The sequence below is a fragment of the Paraglaciecola sp. genome (genome assembly GCF_039964565.1).
In the GTDB taxonomy this organism is placed as follows: Bacteria; Pseudomonadota; Gammaproteobacteria; order Enterobacterales; family Alteromonadaceae; genus Paraglaciecola.
In genome coordinates this window covers 257897-278082 of record NZ_JBDVXF010000045.1, presented here as the reverse complement: position 1 = coordinate 278082, position 20186 = coordinate 257897, and the positions used below count along the sequence as shown (strand labels likewise).

Here is a 20186-nt window from a genome sequence, read left to right as displayed (position 1 = left end):
CGATTACTGGCGCCAAAGGTGCCCATATAAAGGTAGGTTCACAAATGAATAAGTCATTTATTTCTCCGCGCTTAGCGAAGCAGTATTGTGTTTTGAGTACGTTATGCTCAGCGACATATTTAGTCGGTTGTATCCAAATAGAAGATGTGTCTAATAAGGCATCTGATAGCCAATGGCATTACCTATTAGACAAGGAACTAAGTCAATGGGATGTTTGGATGGGGGTGCCACATTCAACGGTAAAAGGGTTACCTCAAGGAACGTACCAAGCTGAAAATTTGAATGTGAATGGCGATCCGAATGATGCTATGGGCTTAAATGCTGATTTTAAAAATGTATTTAGTGTCAGCATAGTAAATGAACAACCCGTCTTGCATATAACTGGCGAAATTTATGGTGGGTTAACTAGTAAAAACGACTTTGAGAATTATCATCTGAGCCTACAAGTTAAATGGGGCGACAAAAAGTGGGCGCCTAGGCTAGAGGCTAAACGGGACAGCGGTTTATTATTTCATTGCCAAGGTGAACATGGTGCATTTTGGAAAGTGTGGAAGGCTTGCCAAGAATTACAAATTCAAGAAAGTGACTTTGGCGACTATATCCCCCTAGCAGGACCCGAAGGCACCATTCGCTCAACCTTTAAAGATGGGCAGCAGTATTATGACCCAAATAGCCACGATAAAAGTCAAGTTGGGGGTTACAGTCACGCACATATAGAGCCCGACAAACCCCATGGTCAATGGAACACTGTGGAACTCTATGCATTAGCAGATAATGCAATTTTCGTTGTTAACGATGAAGTGGTCATGGTGGTTACAGACTCGAGGGATGAACACAACGAACCACTAACCTCTGGGCAATTGCAGTTGCAGTCTGAAGGGGCTGAGGTGTTTTTCCGAGATATGAAAATCCGTCAAATAACAGCATTACCTCGTCGTATTTTGCAGGAACTTAACCGATGAACTGCATGCCCCTTAGAAGAATTAGGTTATATCCCTTGCAGAGCTAGTCTATCAATTGTACCTAGTTTTAATGTAGTAGGTTGCCGGTACAAAGGGATAGTAGAGCCTATTTGAAAGCTACTTAGGCAGCCAAGTAGGCTCGATAGAATAAAACCAGCATCTAATCGCATCACTCGACAAGGAAACCAAATAAATCCTCACAAGTCGCACTGTATTTCGGTTAAAACGGCGGCATTGTTGTGCGCTTAACTAAGGCATTACCACTAAAGTCGAGTGATTATCTTTGACAAGGTAAAGCTATCGTATTGGCTCTAAGAAGAAGCCTGCAGACATAGTGCACAATAAAATGGCAAAACACTCGAAAGCCGTAGAAAATTAGTCCGAAGCGAAAGTAATCGTATGGAGGCGACAACTCTGTAGCTTTTTTGTGTAAATTGCAGTCAGATCAGCGAGCTATATTAATAGATTCTTCATTACCTTACCGTGCACATCGGTTAACCGAAAACGTCTGCCTTGATACTTGTAGGTGAGCTTCTCGTGCTCAACCCCCATCAAATGCATCAAGGTGGCTTGAAAGTCATGTACATGAACCGGGTCTTTGACTATGTTGTAACCAAACTCATCTGTTTCACCGTATATTCCGGGTTTTGTGCCGCCGCCCGCCATCCACATTGTAAAACATCCAGGATGATGGTCACGGCCATAATTGGTTTCTGTCAGCTTGCCTTGAGAGTAATTAGTGCGGCCAAATTCGCCTCCCCAAACGACTAGGGTATCGTCTAGTAATCCGCGTTGTTTTAAATCTGTTACAAGCGCTGCCGAAGCCTGATCGGTCTTTTCACACTGGGCTTTAATGCCGCCAGGCAGGTTATCGTGTTGATCCCAGCCCTGATGATAAAGCTGAGTAAATTTAACGTTACGCTCAGCCAAGCGTCTCGCCAAAAGGCAATTAGCCGCGTAGGTGCCCGGTTTGCGTGAGTCAGGCCCATACATATCAAATACCCAATCAGGCTCATCGCTAAAATCAGTGGCATCTGGCACTGACTTTTGCATGCGCTCAGCCATATCGTATTGCGCAGCCCGAGACATAATCTCTTCGTCTTGCCACTGCCGATACTGTGCGTCTTGCAGCTGTTTGAATTTATCCATCAATTTCGAGCGATTTTTTACGTCTAACCCAGGTGGGTTATTTAAATACAGAACAGGATCTGCGCCACCTCTAAATTGCACTCCTTGATGAATCGAGGGTAAAAAGCCGTTTCCCCACAATCGTGAATAGAGAGGTTGACCACCTGCATTTGTCGACACCATAACGATAAAAGGCGGTAGATTGGGATTATCAGACCCTAACGCATAGCTTAACCATGCACCAATACTGGGGCGCCCAGCAATGGGAAATCCGGTTTGTAAAAACGTGATCGCGGGGTCATGATTAATCGCATCTGTGTGCATTGAGCGCACGATACATAAATCATCAACAATTTTTGCGGTGTGTGGTAACAATTCACTCACCCACGCCCCAGATTCGCCATATTGCTTAAAGTCATACACTGAGCGAGCTAAAGGCAGCGAACTTTGCTGCGCACTCATGCCCGTTAGGACTTGATCGCCTCTAACTTCTGCTGGCAGTTGTTGACCATGGCGTTTGTCTAACGTGGGTTTGTAGTCAAAGGTTTCCAGCTGAGATGGCCCACCGCTTTGAAACAAGTAGATAACCCGTTTGGCTTTGGCCGGTGTATGCGGAGAGCCCAAAATACCATTTAAGCCAGGATTAAGGTCTCGTGCTTGGGCGAAATTCGGAATGGCGCTGGCCATTGCCCCAACTGCTAAACCTTGCATCGTACCTTTTAAAAAATCTCGTCTGTTTGTCATGTTCGGCTCCTAACGTTTAATGACGCTAGCGTCGTGGTTAATTAACATATTGGTCACTGTGCCCAAAGCAGCCAGCTCAATTTGATTGAGCTCAGTATTGGTAGGTGATTCGCCCACAGACAGGAATTCAGCTGCTTTGTCAGGTGTTTGGCTAAAGCTTTGCTCGATCTCGCTATACATTTCTAGGATCAGAGCCTGCTCTGCTTCGCTTGGCATACGACTGGTCAGTAAACGATATACTTTCTTGAGTTGTTCCTCGGTGTTTGCGGTGTCGCTTAATACGCGTTGTGCTAACACACGAGATGCCTCAACAATTTGTGGGTCGTTTAATAGCGCCAGCGCTTGCAACGGGGTACTGGTTGCTTGCCTAACCCCCACACTGTGCGCACGGGATGGAGCATCAAAGGCGGTCATATTGGGTGGCGGAACGCTGCGCTTGTAAATGGTGTACATGGAACGGCGATACAGATCTTGCCCTGAGCCTTGCACGTAATCCATGTTGTTCATTCGCCAAATACCATTAGGCTGATAAGGGTGTACGCTTTTCCCGCCCACCTGCTTGACTAATAACCCGCTACTGGCCAGCGCATTATCACGTATCATTTCAGCTGTTAAACGAGCACTTGGGCCGCGAGCCAGTAGCGTATTTTCTGGGTCTAGCTCTTTTAGCTCAGGCGAGCCCTTGGATGATTGAGTGTAAGTCGATGAATTGACCATCAACGCGATGAGTTGTTTAACATTCCAACCAGATTCGATGAATTCCACTGCCAGCCAGTCGAGCAATTCTGGGTGCGAAGGTAGCTTGCCTTGACTGCCAAAATCTTCAGGCGTGGTCACCAAACCTTGGCCATAAATCATCTGCCAATAGCGGTTAACCACAACCCGAGACACCAGTGGGTTTTTAGCATCCGTTAGCCACTTGGCTAAGCCCAAACGATTTTTAGATAAACTTTTATCAAACGGTAGGACCGTCTCAGGGACACCGGGTTCTACTGGCTCCCCATGCTCTGCATAGCTTCCACGATTCAGTACGTAGGCTTGCTTGGGGCTAGGGCCTTCTTTCATGACCATAATTTCTTGAATTTGTTCAGCTAAACCACTGTATTGAACACGTAAATCGGCGAGTCGAGCCGCATCTTGCTGAAAGTCTTCATTATAACGTTGGTTATATAGCGCCAATAATTGTTGTTGGTTAAAATCATTAGCGCTATTTTGCTCACCAAACGCCTTGGCGACTTCAATGTGAGTTAAGTCTGCATTGTACACTCGCACGTTGTCTACTAATGTGTCTGGCGTACCTCGGCTGCGCCATCTCGCGCCAATCTTAAGGCCCATTTCTTTGAGCACACCTTTATGAGTGTGCTTAAAATCTTTGTATAGGTTGTCTTTCTCAACACGCATTTTTACTGGCTGTCCATCAATATAGAAATTCACACCTGCGGCCTTAGATGAGCCGTCGTAAGTCAGAGTGACGTTTTGCCATTGATTGCGCTTGACTGCTTCTGTTGAGGTCAATGTAATGGCATTAAATGGATAGGTATGGGCAAATCGCACCTGCCAGTGTCCGTCTTCAATAGACACATCGAAGCCTTTGAAGTTATAAAGAATACCGGCCTTATTGTAATGAAACAGTACACCTTCTTCTAATGAATCCGGTATTTGCGTATCTAAACTGATGGTAAAAGGTTTGGCACGCTCGAAACCGTTTACGTGCGGAAAGTAAAGGGGGTCGTCACCATTTAGTCGGATAGATTCTCGTCCATCTTTGCTAACATGGACCATTTCTTCTCCTTCTTTCTTGTTAGGATCGGAACCAAAGATGACTTTACCAGGAGCTCCATTGTTTATCTGATTCGTTATGTTGTCGTTGCTGTCTGACGTCGTCAAAGGATAGTAAGCGACTAAGATTTGCTCATTATCACGGGGTGGGGTAGTTAAATTTTTATTTATCCATTGTTTGAATGCACTGTTGTCAGCTGTGTAGAGAGATTTCATCTGTGCAGTCAGCGTATTAATTTTTTGGGTGATACGAGTGAGTGTTATCTGTTGTGTATCGCTAGGCAGCAGTAATGAGGGGACAGGCATATCGTTGGCATCGTAGGATATTTGCCCTGACTCTTCGATATTGTTAAAAAACGCTGTCGTGGCGTAATATTCTTTGGCAGATATAGGGTCGTATTTATGGTCGTGACATTGGGCGCAGTGCATGGTCAAACCCAGTAAGCCTGTGCCTACGGTTTGTACCCGATCTTTCACGTACTCCACTCTGAATTCTTCGTTAACGATCCCGCCCTCGCCATTTTGTGCATGGATACGGTTGAAGGCTGTGGCGAGTACCTGCTCTTTTGTTGGGTCAGGTAGCAGGTCGCCGGCAAGCTGCCAGGTAACAAATTCATCGAATGGCATGTTTTGATTAAATGCTTGGATGACCCAATCACGATAGGGAGACATGTCTCGGTAAAAGTCTGTGCTGTATCCGTGGGTATCAGCGTAGCGCGCAACATCTAGCCACTGTGTCGCTAAGCGTTCACCAAAAGCTGGGGTGGCAAGCAGTCGTTGTACCACTTGCTGATAGGCATCAGGGTTGGTGTCAGCAAGAAACGCATCGATTTCCTCTAAAGTGGGGGGCAGGCCTGTAAGATCGAAGGTGATTCGGCGTATCAGTGTTTCTTTGTCAGCACGAGAACTGACCGTTAAGCCTTTATCCTCGATGGCTTTCAGTATGAAATTATCCACTGGGTTTGCCGCCCAGTCTGAGTTAGCGGGTGTCGGCAAGGTTGTTTTTTCTGGGGCAATAAAAGACCAGTGCTTTTTGTATTCAGCACCTTGATCTATCCATTTTTTGATGAGTGCTTTTTCCCGGGGAGACAGCGATAGATTTGACTCAGGTGGCGGCATAACCATGTTTTCATCATTAGACATGATACGACGATAGGCAGCACTGTTTTTGGCTGAACCTGCGACTAAGGCGGCCAGTCCGTCATCGGTCTTGTGGCTGGTGGCACTGTCAAAATTAGACAGGCTTAAGCCCGCTTTGGCGTTGGCTACATCCGGGCCGTGACACAAATAGCAGGTATCTGACAGGATCGGCTTAACATGGTAGTTAAAATCGACCACATCAGGCAGCGGCTCTTTAAATGCCACATCGCTTGCATCGTCGTTGCAACCCGCGACAAGCATTGCCATGGGCAAACCAACAATAACAGTAGTGATAAGAGGGAAATGAATTTTCATGGCTTGACCTACACGCGTTCTAATTTAATGGGGTACATCTGATTGGCATTCCACTGACCCACATACAGATTTTCGTCATCATCTACACACACAGCATGACAGTGATTAAAAACCTGATAGTTGGTTTGCATAGGCTGTAGCTGAGCATTGACATACTCAGGTGCTAAACCGCCGGGGTTAGAGACCACACGGTTGTTTTTATCGAGTATGGTGATAAAACCAGAGTTAGGAGCCATCTTTGCGTCTATGTGCGACCAGCAAACAGGGGCGTAAAAATGCTCACCTTTGAACACCGGACCGCCTACATAGGCCCCAGGTAAATGAATATCACCGAGCAACTTTCCGTCCATTGAATACTTTTTGATAGCTTGTTCGCCCCTTGAGCTGACAAGTAAGTGGTGATTATTTGGGTCACGTGTGTCCACTCCAATACCATGGGTATTGACCAAGTTCAGTGATTTATCGGCGTTTTTTGTGCCTCCCCAGTGGCGCAGATATTTACCATTGCTATCGTAGTGAATAACAAAATCTGACCCGTAGCCGTCGGTGACGTACAAGTCTCCGTTAGGGGCGACGGTGAGATCTGTCGGTTGATAGCGCATGTCTGGGGTATAAATACCTATGGTGACGGGGTGACCTATGGTGTAAACCAGCTTGCCGTCTATTGTTAGCTTGGCGATAAAACCACTTTGTGGATACCATTTATTTTTCCATTGATCGTCAGGGCGGTTGCGATCAAGCACCCATCCGCTATCAACGATATAGATAAAGTCTTCACCATTTTCATGGGAAATTTTAACGGAATGCGCCCCCGGATATTGTGTGCCCCAAGCGTCGAGCAATTTGCCGTCTTTGTTGTACACCACGAAGTTATTTACGTCGCTATCGGTGACCATGATGATTCGGCCTTTAGAGTCGATAGCCAGACCGTGACTGTTTTCAACGGGCACTTTGTGGGGATCTAATCTGCCCCAGTTGTAGTCCACTTTATATTGAAAGTCGCCGTGGCCAACTATGCTGCCGTGAGGTGAACGTCCCGCCTTGGGCAGCTGCTTTTTCTCGGGTTCATGAGCATGGGTGGAAGACGACATGCCGGCTAATAGCAAAGCGCCACCGAGTGTTGCGCTACCTTGCAAGAACCGGCGCTTACTTGTATCTACATTGGGTGCGTCAAGCGCTGAGTGACAGGCCGAATCAAGGGCTGAATGAGCGCGCGCTGTTTCTGTGGTGTTCAGTTTCGTGTTTTGCATCATTATTCCACTTTCGATCCGTGTTTATTGTTTTGGGTAATGTTGGTATCGTTGCTTGCGACCGTGCTGTAATACATCTTGGTGTCACCGTTTAAGGAGTGACGAGCAAATGCCTCCGCATCGACCTTGCTGGCTGACAAGTACACTTGTTGCAATGCGGCAAATTCGTTGAGCATTGGTAGTACATCGTTATCTACTTTGGTGGCGTAAAGATTGAGGTAATACAAATTAGCGGCTTGTTTCAGGGGAGCCAGAGCGCTGGTGGTCACAGTTGAGTGCTCTAAACGCAGTTTTTGCAAATTAGGCAACTGGGCAATGGTTTCCATGTGGCTTTTGGTCACGTCTTTCTTAGCAAGATTCAAATACAGCACATGGGATTTCACCTCAGTTAGCAGGGCTAAGGTGTCAACAGAAAGCGGCAATGGTGAAATAGACATGTCGAGGTCTAGGTAGTTTGATTGCTGGGCAATTTGCTTAACCACAAAGCCCGCATTGACTAACTGTTGAGCTTGTTTGTCGCTAATCGGCTCAATGTCCGCTAAAGAGGTTGGGTTAATGGCCAGTAGTTCAGTGAGTAAGGCTTTTTGCTCTTTGTTTTGCACAAAATCAGTCACAGGGCCTTGATGAGGTATACCTATGGCTATCCACCACTTAATCACGTCAATTTCCTCAGCGCTAAGGGGCTTCTTGCCTTCTGCTGGCATATATCCTTTTTCGTCATGATCGAGGGTTACGCGCTGATAAAGTTCACTGAGTTCAGGCTTACCTGCGACGACGGTATCACCACTTTTTCCGCCTTTTTTCAGGCTTTCAAATGAGGCAAGGCTGAGGCCGCCTTTTTGTTTGCTGTCGTTGTGGCAACTGGCACAGCGTTTTTCAAACATTGGGGAAATGACATCTAGATACACATCTGCTTGAGCAAGGCTGGTGATTGGGGCTCTGGGTGCTTTATGTGGTTCAAAACCTGCTATTTGGCGAATCGGGTTCGGTGCGTACTCGACTAAATAGGTTTCACCGTGGGTCATATTGGCGCCGTAATGGCCAGTAGAAAATAACAGCCCCAACACAATGCTTGATAAGGTATAAATCACTATCCCTGGGCTGTTACGTTTAAATACCCACCAGCAAATCCAAGCGGCGACGGCTACGGAAATGCCAAAACTACGGTGTATAAAAATGGCCTCTGCACTGTAGCCATCGGCTTGAGATAACATCCAACCCAGAACACATGCAGCCACAGCTGAAATGGCACCCCAGAACCAAACCACATTGAGTAGTGCACTACGGGCTTGCTGTTTAAAGTGAATGGCCATCTCAACCAGTGCAGCCAGCATAAGAATACCAATAGGCAAATGCAACACGAGAACATGAAAGCGTGCAAAGAATTGAAATAAATCCATATTTAACTTTAAGTGTATTTTCGATGTAATCAATGTTACGTACTTGTTAAGAGTGTCACCATTGATAATTTTGATGTATATTTGTGTAAATTTGATGTTTTACTAGTAAAGTTGATTGTTTTCAGTACCTATGATAAAGATGCTTTGTGTATTAAGGTGAAAAGAAGAAGTGTTAATTGAGCAATTTGAGACCGGTTCTGGCGGTTTTGTGTGGGAAAATCTACAGCCAGACGCATTATTCAGTAAGGTGCAATTTCATGTTTATGCCGCCTTCGATATGCAAATAGGTGCTGAGTGGAATGGTAGCCAGTTTGTAAATCACTATAATCGAATTTACTATGTTGAGTCAGGTAAAGCCGAGTTACAATTTACCGATCGCGTGCTCATAATGGAGCCAGGGTACTTGTACCTCATTCCGCCCTATCAACTGTTGTCGCATACTGCTTTAAGTAAACTGTCTTTTAAGTGGGTCCATTTTCAGGCCAGCCTAAATGAAGGTTTGGATTTATTTATGCTTTTTGGCAAGCCTTGTCGGGTCAAATGTCCTTTGCCTGATGACACTAGCATTCAGTTCGATACGTTAATTCAAAAAATGATGATTAAGCGCCCTAGTGCTGCGCTTGAACGACAGAGTTTGCTACTCAATTTGCTATTGCCATTTATGCATATTTTTGATGACACATCTCAGCAAAGTAAGCATTTACTGCATCCGTCACTCGTCTCATGTCTTAGCTTGATGAATCAGCAGGTAGTAAATCCACCAAGTTTGATTACACTCGCTGAGGCAGCAAATATGTCCCCAGAGCATTTTTCACGAAAATTTAAAGCTACATTTAATGTTTCACCCAAACGTTATATGCTGCATAAGCAAATAGCCCTAGCGAAACAACGTCTTTTGCGGGGAGCTGAGAGTATTGACAGGGTGGCTGAAAGCTGCGGTTTTTGTGATATCTTCCACTTCTCACGTACATTTAAAAAAGAAACGGGCGTTACGCCATCAGCCTTTCGACGAGAATATGACGTACGCAGGTTACTGAAACCAAAAAACTAATGCCTTGTTGTTTTCTGAATAATTTTATTTATTCGCTTTTCAAATTGCCTTCCCATCTCTGGATGTTTTTTGAACAGGTTACGCTGTTCTTGAGGATCATTTTTGAGGTTGAATAGCTGGGCTGTAGTGGCCATGCCTGATTCGATGCCCTTATCATTGGCAATCCAGAGGTTGACTTTACTTGTGGGAGCGATAAATTTCCAATTCCCCGACCGCAGTGCCAAGGTGTATGACTCTTCAATTAAATCAGTTCGCCCGTCTGCATTGCTGTTTAACCATGTTGCTAAATAATCTTGGCTATCGATCGCTTCTTTGTCATCCAATTCAATATTGAGCATTGCCGCTAATGACGCGTAAATATCGATTTGACTCACTAGCGCATCACTTATGCCAGCTTGCACTTTTGCTGGGTAGTGCACAATGGTGGGAACTCGCGTGCCAGCTTCATAGGCGCTGTACTTACCGCCTCGATATATTCCCCCTGGCTGATGTAGATTCAATGTTTCATCGGCGCCGTCTTCATAGCCGTCATTCAACACAGGGCCGTTGTCGCTGGTAAAGATAATGAGTGTATTATCTAGGGCGTTTAATTCTTTGAGTTTTGAAACGATTTGTCCAGTGATCCAGTCCATTTGCATAATGGCATCACCGCGAATACCCAAAGGACTTTTTCCTAAAAAGCGCTCGTTAGGCAAACGTGGTACGTGAATATCATGAAATGAGAAAAACAAGAAAAACGGCTTTTTCGCGTTTTGTTCGATGAAGTGATTGGCTTTATCTGTGAAGACTTGGTAGAACTCTTCGTCTTTCCATTCAGCGGATTTACCCCCTTGCATAAAACCAATACGGCTAATGCCATTGATAATGGTATCACTGTGTTGATTATCAGCTTGCTGGCGCAGTAATTCAGGGTTTTCACGTCCTGTGGGACGCTGACCAATCTTTTCCACGTAACTTATTTTTAGCGGGTCCATGGGATCTAAATTCAGCACTCGGCCGTTTTCCATGTATACAGACGGTACGCGATCACCGGTTGAGGGCAGGATAAAGCTGTAGTCAAACCCCACTTGTCGTGGGCCGGGTTTCACTTCTTGATTCCAATCGACTGGGCTCTCGCCGTCACCTAACCCTAAGTGCCATTTACCTACCATGGCACTGGTATAGCCGGCCTTGCTGAGCATATTGGGCAAGGTTGGCTTATTTACGTCAATGATAAGAGGGGCGTCACCTGGTAGTACGGCTGCGTTGTTTCTAAAAGCGTATTCCCCTGTGAGCAAGGAATAGCGCGAAGGGGTGCAGGTCGCTGACGAGCTATGGGCGTCAGTGAAGCGGATCCCCTTGCTGGCGAGTTGGTCGATATTTGGTGTACTGACCTGTGTCCCTCCATTAGCACCAATATCATTGTAACCGAGATCGTCCACATAAAAGATAACGATATTGGGTTTATTTTTTACTGTTTCACTTTCACTTTCACTGTGCACTTGAGTACGAGTATTGGCTTTTGCACAGATGCTTAAACCGCATAGTAATAAAAAAGCAGTGCTTACGAGCAGCGTTTTTCCATTGATGGCTGACATGTTAATTCCTCGTGCTAGATACGTTCAAGATAGAGATAAAAGGCGGCTTTTTCTTTTGACAGGCTTTGTTTGTTATCGGTAAACCAAGCACTGATTTTTTGCTTGCCTTTGGCCAAGGGTACGGTAATAGCACAGTGGGAGGCACGACCGTAAACGGGAGCGGAAAGCTGTTTGTCGCCAACTTGTATAACACACAGCTGTTTGTTTACCGGCGTCGCGGCGGGTATATCATGAAAGTACGCTTTGACTTGATAGTTTGCCGCTTGCTCTACATCGATATACCAAGGTAGCGCTTGGTATTTATCTTCTTCTGTTAACCAATGTACATAGTCCCATTCTGGCGCTGGGGCCTGATGCCCAATGAACCAGGGCACGGCTTGATTGTCCGGTACCTCCATCCAATCCATCGCGTTAAGACGTACTGGATTTTCTGCGTCATTGCCAACTGAAATATAGCGGTCTTTAAAACCACTGGCTTGCATCTCTTGCCACCAAGTTTGCTTGCGCTGGCGCATATTGGCGAGTATGTCAGGGTGGTCACTTTTAATATCGTTTTGCTGGCTTGGGTCTTGCTGAAGGTTAAACAGTTGCTCGCTGTCATTGGCTGAAATGTAGCGCCACTGATAAAACGCAATAGCGATGGGGCGTTTGACGCTGGGGTGATATACGCGTTGGTTGGTCACCACTATCGCTCGCTCGGATAACTTGCTTTCCAAAGAGCGGTTTGCCTGCTCACCCTTAAGGTATGTTGCTAAACTTGTGCCATCTAAGGTGCTATTTACCGGCGGAATATTTGCCAATTCTAAGAGCGTTGGCATAACGTCAAAATGGGCGGTTATTGCTTCGTAATCCCCGGCTGTGATATTGCCGTTAGGGTAAGAGATAAAGAACGGTACCCGATGTCCTCCCTCATACACTTCCCCTTTATAGCCGCGCATATTGTCGTTCGGCTGCCAATCAGGGTTCTGCTCAGCTAACGGCAGGTGGCGCTTAGTTAAATGGGTTTTTTCATCGGTAGGCTTATAAGAGCTACCGTTGTCTGTCATAAAAATAAAAATGGTATTGTCGAGTTGATCTTGGGCGCGCAGGTGAGCACGCAGCTCGCCGACTTGTTCGTCAATGTAGCTGATCATGCCGTAAAAGCTTGCCATGTCTCGGTTTAAACCCCGTTTTTCGTAGGGCTCAATGTGAGTTTCTGGGGCGCGGTAAGGCCCATGTGGGGCATTGAGTGCGATATAGGCAAAATACGGTGTGTCGTGTTGTTTATCTATGAATTTCTTGGCCTCATCAAACCAGATTTTAGTGGCGTAACCACTGAACTTTTCGGGGGTACCGTTGCGGTAATAGGTGTCATCAAACTGGGTATTGCCCCAATAATCTGGGGTTTGCCCTACGCCACCGCCACCATGAATGAGTACCTCGTCAAACCCTTGGTCTTGTGGGCGATAAGGATAATTATCACCTAAGTGCCACTTGCCAAATATGCCGGTTCTGTAGCCATTTTCTTGAAGCGATTCAGCGAGAGTGACATGTTCAGGGCCCAGCATGTAACGCCCTAAAATAGTGTGCCAAACGCCAGCTCTCAGGGAGTGTTTACCCGTTAACAAAGCAGATCGCGTGGGAGAACATGTGGGGTCTACATGAAAGTTAGTCAGCCTGGCACTTTGCGCCGCAATATCGTCAATATTGGGGGTTTGAATAATCGGGTTACTGTGACGACCAATATCCCCATAGCCCTGATCGTCTGTAACGATAAGCACAATATTGGGTTTGGTGGGGGGCTCAGCTGAGGCGCTTCTATTTTGCTCGGCTGAGCACACTGTTAGCGACCACAACAAACTGCTTACTAGCAGCGTGATGTGGCCTACCGCCAAAGCGTGCAGTCTTTTTAACCACATGATTAATGCTTACCTACAGCTAGGGTGAATTGGTATTGATACTGACCTGATGGCAACTGATACTTTTTGATGGGTGCCGCATTGGGGCTCCATGAGTCAATTCCGCCTACTCCAGCTTGGATAAGGTCGATATTAACGGTAAATATTCCCCGTTCCACCAAGTCATATGGATGGTTTGCTTCTTGTAAGTTCTCAGCTGACCAAGGCCATACTGACATACTGAGGTCTTGTTTGCCTTTTACGGTGAAAAAGTGCTGAGCATAATCGCTTAAGGTTAACCACTTCACTCCAGTACGGTTTCCATTTTCTTGAGGGCGGGCGTAGCTGTGTACAAAGTCTGAAACTACCCCTTGATATACGTCAGTTTCGGCGCCTTGATTACGATCGATATAATTCTCATGAGGGCCTTTGCCATAGTATGCCATGCGCTCGAGCGTGCCGCTCACAGCTGTAGACATACCCACTCGCAACAAATCGGGTAAGTCTTTATCGGCATCCAGTGCGACGTGCACGGTGACATTACCCGCTGCGTCAATCTGATATTGGGTGTCTACTATCACAGAAGCGCCGTTATTATGGCGGGTGTTTACTATCACACCAGTATCAGTTTGGCGGTAATCAAAGGTGCCAAGTGCTAATTGCTGCGTAGCCTCAAACCATACTTTCTTATTCTCGAGAGTTTTCCAACCGATGCGATCGTTATCAGTTTGTGGACGCCAAAAGTTATGTTTAAGCGGTTCGTGTAGGATTTTCAGCTCATCAGAAATGAGGCTATCTAAGTAACCTGTTGTTTTATTGAAGGTCACACTAACTGTGTCTGCAGCGATGGTTAACTTCGCTGCAGTGTCATCCACTTGCAATGCACTCGCGCTGATGGGAGCTTCTTCAGCTGGGCGAGAGAAAGGCAAACTAAATTGCGCTTTCGCTAACTCATGGCCTTTGGCCGCCCACAACGTATCGTCGCGAAGTAATAGGCTGACCTTTAACCAATAGGTTGCACCTGGCTTAATGCTCGGTTTTTGATAGGGGATCACTAGGCTCTTGTGTGCACCAGGTGCCACATCACCTGGCTGAATAAGGCCCTGTTCAATTCGCCTACCATCTTCAGAAAGCGACCAGCTAATATCGTAGTTAGCTAGGTTGTTGAAGAAAAAGCGATTAAGTACTGATACTTTACCTTTCGCAGGTTCCACTAAGGTAAATTCCGCTGGCTGGAAAACATATTTTGCTTCCCATGCATGAGGATTAGGTTGGCGGTAGGAGTCCATCACGCCATTTAAACAAAAGTTAGATGCATTTGGCGTGTCACCAAAATCTCCGCCATAGGCAAGGTAGGTTTCCCCCTGCTCGTTTTGTGTCTCTATTCCTTGGTCAATCCAGTCCCAGATGTAGCCGCCGATGAGGTTTGGTCTTGCTCGAACCATTTCCCAGTACTCGGCAAGATTACCCAAGGAGTTACCCATCGCATGGGCGTATTCACACATTAAAATAGGACGATCAATATGCGGACTGTCAGCTAAGCCTTTAAGCTCGTCAAGGGTGGGGTACATTCTGCTAATGACATCAACAAACTTTGGATCCGTCGGATTAGCAAGAGGGGTGTAATACTGACTTTTCTCTTCATCGGTCGGGTAGCGTTGACTTAAACCGACGTATTGTGGGTGCGTTGGATCGCCTTGTGCGCCTTCATAATGCACAAATCGCGTAGGATCTTTATCTTTTAACCAGCCTGCTATCGCGGCAAAGTTAGGGCCGGTACCTGACTCGTTACCCATAGACCATGAAATAATAGACGGGTGATTTTTATCTCTTTCAAGCATGCGCATGGCACGTTGACTCATGGAATAGTTCCACTCGGGTAAGTTCGCAAGCAGGCCGCCCACACCGTGAGATTCAATATTTGCTTCATCCATAATGTACAAACCGTACTCATCCGCAAGTTCGTAAAAATACGGATCATTGGGGTAGTGAGAGGTGCGTACTGAGTTAAAATTAAATTGCTTGAGCATGATAACGTCTTGACGTAGATCTTCGCGATCCAGCGCTTTACCTTTTTTCGCGTCATGGTCGTGACGATTTACCCCAATAATTTCAACACTTTGGCCATTTATCAATAATTCTCCTTCGGGGCCAAATTTCACATCGCGAAAGCCTACTCTGGTGCTGCGTGTTTCAACCAGCTCACCTTGTTGACCGTGCAAACTTAACACTAGGGTATACAAGTTAGGGGTTTCTGATGTCCATAGTGCTGGTTTATCTACCTTGGTTTTCATTAACCCGAAAGCGAAATTATCACGCTGAGGATAGGCGACGCGGGTTAATTTTGTCGCGTCAACTTGCATGCGGGTATCGTCGATTTCTTTACCCATGGCGTCGTATAGTGCAGCTTTGACTGTCCAACCTGCTAATTTCTGACGCTCAGGGTTAGACAGTTTAGGATTGATTTCAATCATACCCTGTTGGTAATTGTCGCTTAAATGGGTTTGCACAAAAAAGTCGTTCAGAGCGACTTTAGGCTGAGCCATCAGCATGACTTCTCTGTGAATGCCGCTTAATCGCCAGTGATCTTGGTCTTCCAAATAACTACCATCACTCCACCGGAATACTTGCACTGCTAAGGTGTTATTGCCCGGGACTAAGTAATCGGTAATATCGAATTCAGATGGCAGGCGACTGCCCTGAGCATAGCCAACTTTTTGTCCATTAACCCAAACGTAATAGGCCGAGGTTACGCCACCAAAGTGCAAAATAATCTGCTCATCCTGCCAGTCTTCAGGAACGCTAAAGTCCGTTAAATAGGAACCTACAGGATTGTCACGGGTGATTAAGGGTAAAACGATGTCATTTTCATCTTTAAACATCGGATATACCGAGTTGGTATAAATTGGCGTGCCATAGCCCTCTAGCTCCCAGTTGGCAGGGACGGTGATGGTAGACCAAGATTGGCTGTCAAAATCCGTGCGAAAGAAATTCATGGGGCGATTTTGACTTTTTTCAGCAAAATGAAACTTCCACTGGCCATTTAAGCTTTGTATGGTGGATTGGTTGCGATCTCGGGTCAAAGCCTGTTCTGGCGTATCAAAAGAATAGGAGGTTGCTCTGGCGGGTAACCTGTTGATTTGTATCACGTCTGGGTTCTCCCAGTCGTTTTTGACCTGAACTGTTTTTGCGCTACCTGTAAAAGAGAACAACAAACATACCTGGGTAATGACGAACAAAGTGGCATAGCGGGCGTAAAGCATTTGGTAGAACACCTCTTTTAATATGTAAATCTAGCTCAAACAAGCGCTTTTGAAATTTACATGTTAATTAATTGATTCATATTTAATTTAAATGTACCGTATTTACAAATTGACAACAATTATTTTATGCATTTATCACGCAGAAATTTTGATGAAGGAAAACACATGACTCACAAACGTTATTGTTTGGCGTTAGATTTAATCGACGATCCAGCGCTGATAGAGCAGTACTTAGCGTTTCATACGCCAGACAAAGCATGGCCACAAATCACGCAAAACATGCGAGAAATGGGCATAGTTGATATGGAGATTTATCATCTAGGGGATAGGCTTTTTATGATAATGGAAACCAACGAGCATTATGATCCAAACGCGGAACCGGCTACCCCAGAAGGCAGAGCGAAGAGTGATGAATGGGAAGCGCTCATGTGGCAATTTCAAAAACCATTGCCTTGGGCAGAAGAAGGCCAGAAGTGGATTGAGATGAACAAAATATATGACCTGAAACTCGCGTTAACCTAGTTTGAAATACGGGTTGGAAAGTCATAATTTTTGAATGGTTGTTGATTTAAATTTAAAGTATTATATTTATATGTGATAATTTGTTGTGCGAAATATGACTGATTTAACGGCTGAATGAATAACTAGATTGGTTACTAAGTGATAGATGAGGAAATAGACTGATGGCTCGCTTTACATATGCTAGCGCGATAATAGGGACGTTATTGAGTGGATTTTTAACGACACACGCAGTTGCGCAAATAGAAACTCAATTAAATGCGAAAATAGGCACGCAAGGCGTCTCGTCTGCCCAGTCAGAAGCCTTTATTTCTGGTCCGTATGAAGCCACGTGGGACTCACTAAAACAGTATCAAACCCCACAGTGGTTCCAAGATTCAAAGTTGGGGATCTTTATACATTGGGGTCCCTATGTGGTGCCTAAATATTTAGGGCCATTTTATGGATACCATATGTATCGAGAGCAAACGGTTGATATCAAAGGTAATCCGAATCCAGATAGAGTGAATAAAGTGTATCAGCACCACATAGAACACTATGGTGGCACAGAAGAATTTGGCTACAAGGACTTCATTCCAAAGTTTCATGGTAAAGACTTTGATGCAAAGCAATGGATAACCTTATTCGAAAAAGCTGGGGCTAAATATGTGGTCCCTGTTGCCGAGCATTGCGACGGTTTCGCCATGTATAATTCCAACATTACTCGCTGGGACGCCGTCAATATGGGCCCTAAACGGGACGTTGTGGGGGAAATATTCGAAGCCGCTAGAGCAAAAGGTATGAAGGTCGGCATGTCATCTCACTATGCTTACGGCTGGTATTGGTGGGGATACAAAGAAGGGACGGACACAGTTGACCCCGCCTTTGAGGACTTTTATGGCAAACCGCATGCGATTACCGCCCCCCACAGTGAAGAACATGTAAACCAATGGTTCGCTCGTAGTATGGACATGATGCAACAGTATGAGCCTGACTTGCTCTGGTTCGATTTAGGCTTTTCTAATCCTGAGTACGAAGAAAAGCGTAAATCGCTTCTAGCTCAATACTACAATCAGGGGGTTAAGAATGAGCAAGGCGTTGTACTTAACTACAAAAACATAAGCTACAAGCCTATACCTGATGGCGCTGCGGTACTTGATGTGGAGTCAGGTAAATTAGACCGAATACGAGATATGCCTTGGCAAACCGACATGTCGTTAGGTGGTTGGCGCTGGTCTTACAATGACGATTGGCAAACCATGCCAGCGGATAAGTTGATTGGTGACCTGATTGATATTGTCAGTAAAAACGGTTCCCTTCTGCTCAATGTTGCGCCAGATGTGAATGGCATTATTTCTCAAGATCAAGTCGACGTGCTTATGGAGCTAGGGGGATGGCTGGATAAAAATGGCGAGGGGATTTACGAAACAAGGCCATTCAGTGTTTTCGGTCAAGGCCCCACCAATGCTAAGCTCGTGTTGCACGGCAACCACAAAGACACAGGTTATACCTCCCGCGATATCCGTTATACCCGCAAAGACCAGTCTGTTTATGCTTTTGTGCTTGATTGGCCAGAAAAGCAAGACACTGTTTCCTTCAACGCCCTTGGCAGTGAGCAACATCATCTTATCGATCCGATAAAACGTATCTCGCTGTTGGCCAACGACGAGGAACTGGTTTGGCAACAAGATGCCGACAAACTCACAGTAACGCTACCGAGCAAGCCCGCGGGAAACTATGCCCTTGGGATCAAAATCGAATTAGCTGATCCTCCCCCTGACGTGCTTTAACTGCTCAGGGAATTATTCTTTATCTAACATTAGGAATGTTTATGATTGCTTACAATAACGGGCCGCTACTAACGGCCTTAGCGGCAGCGTTTTGCCTGGCTGGCTGCCAGCAAGGCAATAGCGATATACCGGCGGCAACGGCAAAAAGCCCTGTCCCGAGCTTTTTACCCGATGCACCTAAGGGCTTTGAATGGCTGCCCATTCACAGTATGTCTGATGAATTTAACGCTGGGGAACTTGATAGCACAAAATGGCGCGACCACATTACGACGTGGCAGGGGCGCCCTCCGGCCGAGTTTTTGACATCAAACGTGAAAGTGGCGAACGGCAATCTTGAGCTAAAAACGTCGACTCACCCTAAGCCGAATGAAACCTATTCCATGGGGGGCTCTGCGGTGTCTGGCAAGACTCCTGCCACCTTCGGTTACTTCGAAGCGCGCATTAAAGCGTCCAAAACCAAAATGTCGACAACGTTTTGGTTGCACTCAGATGAGTCTGATGATCGGCACAAAGGATGCGGTAAATACCACTCCACAGAATTGGATATTCTTGAGACGATTGGCGGCTGGCCAGAGGATAGCTGGGCTAATGTGATGCGTTCAAACACGCACTATAAACCGAGCGAAATGGTTGATGGTAAGTGTAAAGGCGCACCATACCTTTCAAAGGGCGCAAAATATGACAGTAAAAATAAGCTCTCGGCAGACTTCAATACCTACTCAATGTGGTGGGTAACGCCAAATCAAATGCACTTTTATTTTAACGGCAATCGTACAGGCACGGTTAATCTGGCTCATGAGCGCGACCAACTGCCGTTCAATAGTGAAATGTCGTTGCGAATGGTGGTCGAGACATACGATTGGCAACCGCAATGGATTCCGGAAGGGCATGGGCCATACCCAAGTCAGACTGAGTTGGATGACTCAGAAATAAATACAGCCTATTACGATCATGTACGCAGTTACCAACTTAGAACATCCCCTTTAAATCTAATACAAGATGCGGGATTCGAATCATCGACGCGGAGCAACAATTGGGAGTTTATGGGCGAAAAAGTTCACTTCACAGATGAGCCTCAAATGAGTTATACCCATTCCTGGGGGCTTGAAGTTGGAGCTGATAGCTATGCACAGCAAAGGGTAACCTTGCCAGAAAGAGGCCTGTTCGAAATTTCTGCGTATGCTAAAAATACGGGGGAGAAAATTATGACTACAGGCAGCATAAGCGTGTTGGATGAACAAGGCGAGGTAATGACGTCGTCTATCGTTTCTGGTGATGTATTTTCAGCATACGGTTTACGTTTTTCTGGTGTCAAAGGTCAGAAAATCACTCTGCGATTTAGCGGTTCTCAACAGGGTAATGCAGTTTTTGATAACATAGCAATGATGAAGGTACAGCCCAATTGAAGTGGG

12 protein-coding genes are annotated in these 20186 nt (G+C 45.8%); 5 read left to right on the top strand and 7 right to left on the bottom strand.

Translation table 11 applies throughout. The features are described from left to right. Nucleotides 1-44: 44 nt before the first annotated feature. Nucleotides 45-962, top strand: a complete 918-nt coding sequence (locus ABJK37_RS22950) for a DUF1080 domain-containing protein (RefSeq protein ID WP_348358669.1) — start codon at nucleotides 45-47, stop codon at nucleotides 960-962. Between the two features lie 453 nt (nucleotides 963-1415). Here the strand turns inward: ABJK37_RS22950 and ABJK37_RS22945 are convergent, their stop codons facing one another. The 4 genes from ABJK37_RS22945 to ABJK37_RS22930 are packed head-to-tail and all read right to left on the bottom strand — an operon-like array spanning nucleotide 1416 to nucleotide 8718. Continuing rightward, nucleotides 1416-2834, bottom strand: coding sequence for a DUF1501 domain-containing protein (locus tag ABJK37_RS22945; protein WP_348358667.1), 1419 nt, complete (start codon nucleotides 2832-2834; stop codon nucleotides 1416-1418). A 9-nt stretch (nucleotides 2835-2843) separates the two neighbouring features. Beyond that, nucleotides 2844-6068, bottom strand: a complete 3225-nt coding sequence (locus ABJK37_RS22940) for a DUF1553 domain-containing protein (RefSeq protein WP_348358665.1) — start codon at nucleotides 6066-6068, stop codon at nucleotides 2844-2846. A gap of 8 nt (nucleotides 6069-6076) precedes the next feature. Then, entirely contained in the window at nucleotides 6077-7318 is a 1242-nt protein-coding gene (locus ABJK37_RS22935) for a 6-bladed beta-propeller (protein WP_348358829.1), read from the bottom strand. Nucleotides 7319-7320: 2 nt separating this feature from the next. After that, on the bottom strand, nucleotides 7321-8718 hold the full coding sequence (locus ABJK37_RS22930) for a c-type cytochrome domain-containing protein (protein ID WP_348358663.1): 1398 nt from the start codon (nucleotides 8716-8718) through the stop codon (nucleotides 7321-7323). A 169-nt stretch (nucleotides 8719-8887) separates the two neighbouring features. Between ABJK37_RS22930 and ABJK37_RS22925 the strand changes: the two genes are divergently transcribed. After that, nucleotides 8888-9769 (top strand): AraC family transcriptional regulator, encoded by an 882-nt coding sequence (locus tag ABJK37_RS22925; RefSeq protein ID WP_348358661.1) that lies wholly within the window; start codon nucleotides 8888-8890, stop codon nucleotides 9767-9769. On the opposite strand, the gene ABJK37_RS22920 is transcribed toward ABJK37_RS22925, so the two are convergent. From ABJK37_RS22920 to ABJK37_RS22910, 3 genes are read right to left on the bottom strand one after another with little or no spacing between them, the layout of a single operon-like run. Beyond that, a complete protein-coding gene (locus ABJK37_RS22920; protein ID WP_348358659.1) occupies nucleotides 9766-11346 on the bottom strand; it encodes an arylsulfatase in 1581 nt (526 codons plus the stop codon). The genes ABJK37_RS22925 and ABJK37_RS22920 overlap by 4 nt on opposite strands. A gap of 14 nt (nucleotides 11347-11360) precedes the next feature. Beyond that, a complete protein-coding gene (locus ABJK37_RS22915) occupies nucleotides 11361-13244 on the bottom strand; it encodes an arylsulfatase (RefSeq protein ID WP_348358657.1) in 1884 nt (627 codons plus the stop codon). 2 nt (nucleotides 13245-13246) lie between these two features. After that, nucleotides 13247-16486 (bottom strand): glycoside hydrolase family 2 TIM barrel-domain containing protein, encoded by a 3240-nt coding sequence (locus ABJK37_RS22910; protein WP_348358655.1) that lies wholly within the window; start codon nucleotides 16484-16486, stop codon nucleotides 13247-13249. 165 nt (nucleotides 16487-16651) lie between these two features. On the opposite strand from ABJK37_RS22910, the gene ABJK37_RS22905 reads away from it, so the two are divergent. The 3 genes from ABJK37_RS22905 to ABJK37_RS22895 all read left to right on the top strand — a co-directional run bounded on the left by ABJK37_RS22905 (nucleotide 16652) and on the right by ABJK37_RS22895 (nucleotide 20180). Next, nucleotides 16652-17008 carry an L-rhamnose mutarotase gene (locus ABJK37_RS22905; RefSeq protein WP_011573711.1) on the top strand — a complete coding sequence of 119 codons (357 nt, stop codon included), beginning with the start codon at nucleotides 16652-16654 and terminating at the stop codon, nucleotides 17006-17008. Between the two features lie 161 nt (nucleotides 17009-17169). Then, nucleotides 17170-18774, top strand: coding sequence for an alpha-L-fucosidase (locus ABJK37_RS22900; RefSeq protein ID WP_348358653.1), 1605 nt, complete (start codon nucleotides 17170-17172; stop codon nucleotides 18772-18774). Nucleotides 18775-18815: 41 nt separating this feature from the next. Continuing rightward, nucleotides 18816-20180 carry a family 16 glycosylhydrolase gene (locus tag ABJK37_RS22895; RefSeq protein WP_348358651.1) on the top strand — a complete coding sequence of 455 codons (1365 nt, stop codon included), beginning with the start codon at nucleotides 18816-18818 and terminating at the stop codon, nucleotides 20178-20180. The last annotated feature ends 6 nt before the right edge of the window (nucleotides 20181-20186 follow it).

What these genes read in the sequence shown, in the direction of transcription:
- ABJK37_RS22940 (WP_348358665.1), bottom strand. Translation starts at nt 6,068, where the DNA reads ATGAAAATTCATTTCCCTCTTATCACTACTGTTATTGTTGGTTTGCCC.
- ABJK37_RS22945 (WP_348358667.1), bottom strand. Translation starts at nt 2,834, where the DNA reads ATGACAAACAGACGAGATTTTTTAAAAGGTACGATGCAAGGTTTAGCA.
- ABJK37_RS22920 (WP_348358659.1), bottom strand. Translation starts at nt 11,346, where the DNA reads ATGTCAGCCATCAATGGAAAAACGCTGCTCGTAAGCACTGCTTTTTTA.
- ABJK37_RS22905 (WP_011573711.1), top strand. Translation starts at nt 16,652, where the DNA reads ATGACTCACAAACGTTATTGTTTGGCGTTAGATTTAATCGACGATCCA.
- ABJK37_RS22935 (WP_348358829.1), bottom strand. Translation starts at nt 7,318, where the DNA reads ATGCAAAACACGAAACTGAACACCACAGAAACAGCGCGCGCTCATTCA.
- ABJK37_RS22915 (WP_348358657.1), bottom strand. Translation starts at nt 13,244, where the DNA reads ATGTGGTTAAAAAGACTGCACGCTTTGGCGGTAGGCCACATCACGCTG.
- ABJK37_RS22895 (WP_348358651.1), top strand. Translation starts at nt 18,816, where the DNA reads ATGATTGCTTACAATAACGGGCCGCTACTAACGGCCTTAGCGGCAGCG.
- ABJK37_RS22950 (WP_348358669.1), top strand. Translation starts at nt 45, where the DNA reads ATGAATAAGTCATTTATTTCTCCGCGCTTAGCGAAGCAGTATTGTGTT.
- ABJK37_RS22900 (WP_348358653.1), top strand. Translation starts at nt 17,170, where the DNA reads ATGGCTCGCTTTACATATGCTAGCGCGATAATAGGGACGTTATTGAGT.
- ABJK37_RS22910 (WP_348358655.1), bottom strand. Translation starts at nt 16,486, where the DNA reads ATGCTTTACGCCCGCTATGCCACTTTGTTCGTCATTACCCAGGTATGT.
- ABJK37_RS22930 (WP_348358663.1), bottom strand. Translation starts at nt 8,718, where the DNA reads ATGGATTTATTTCAATTCTTTGCACGCTTTCATGTTCTCGTGTTGCAT.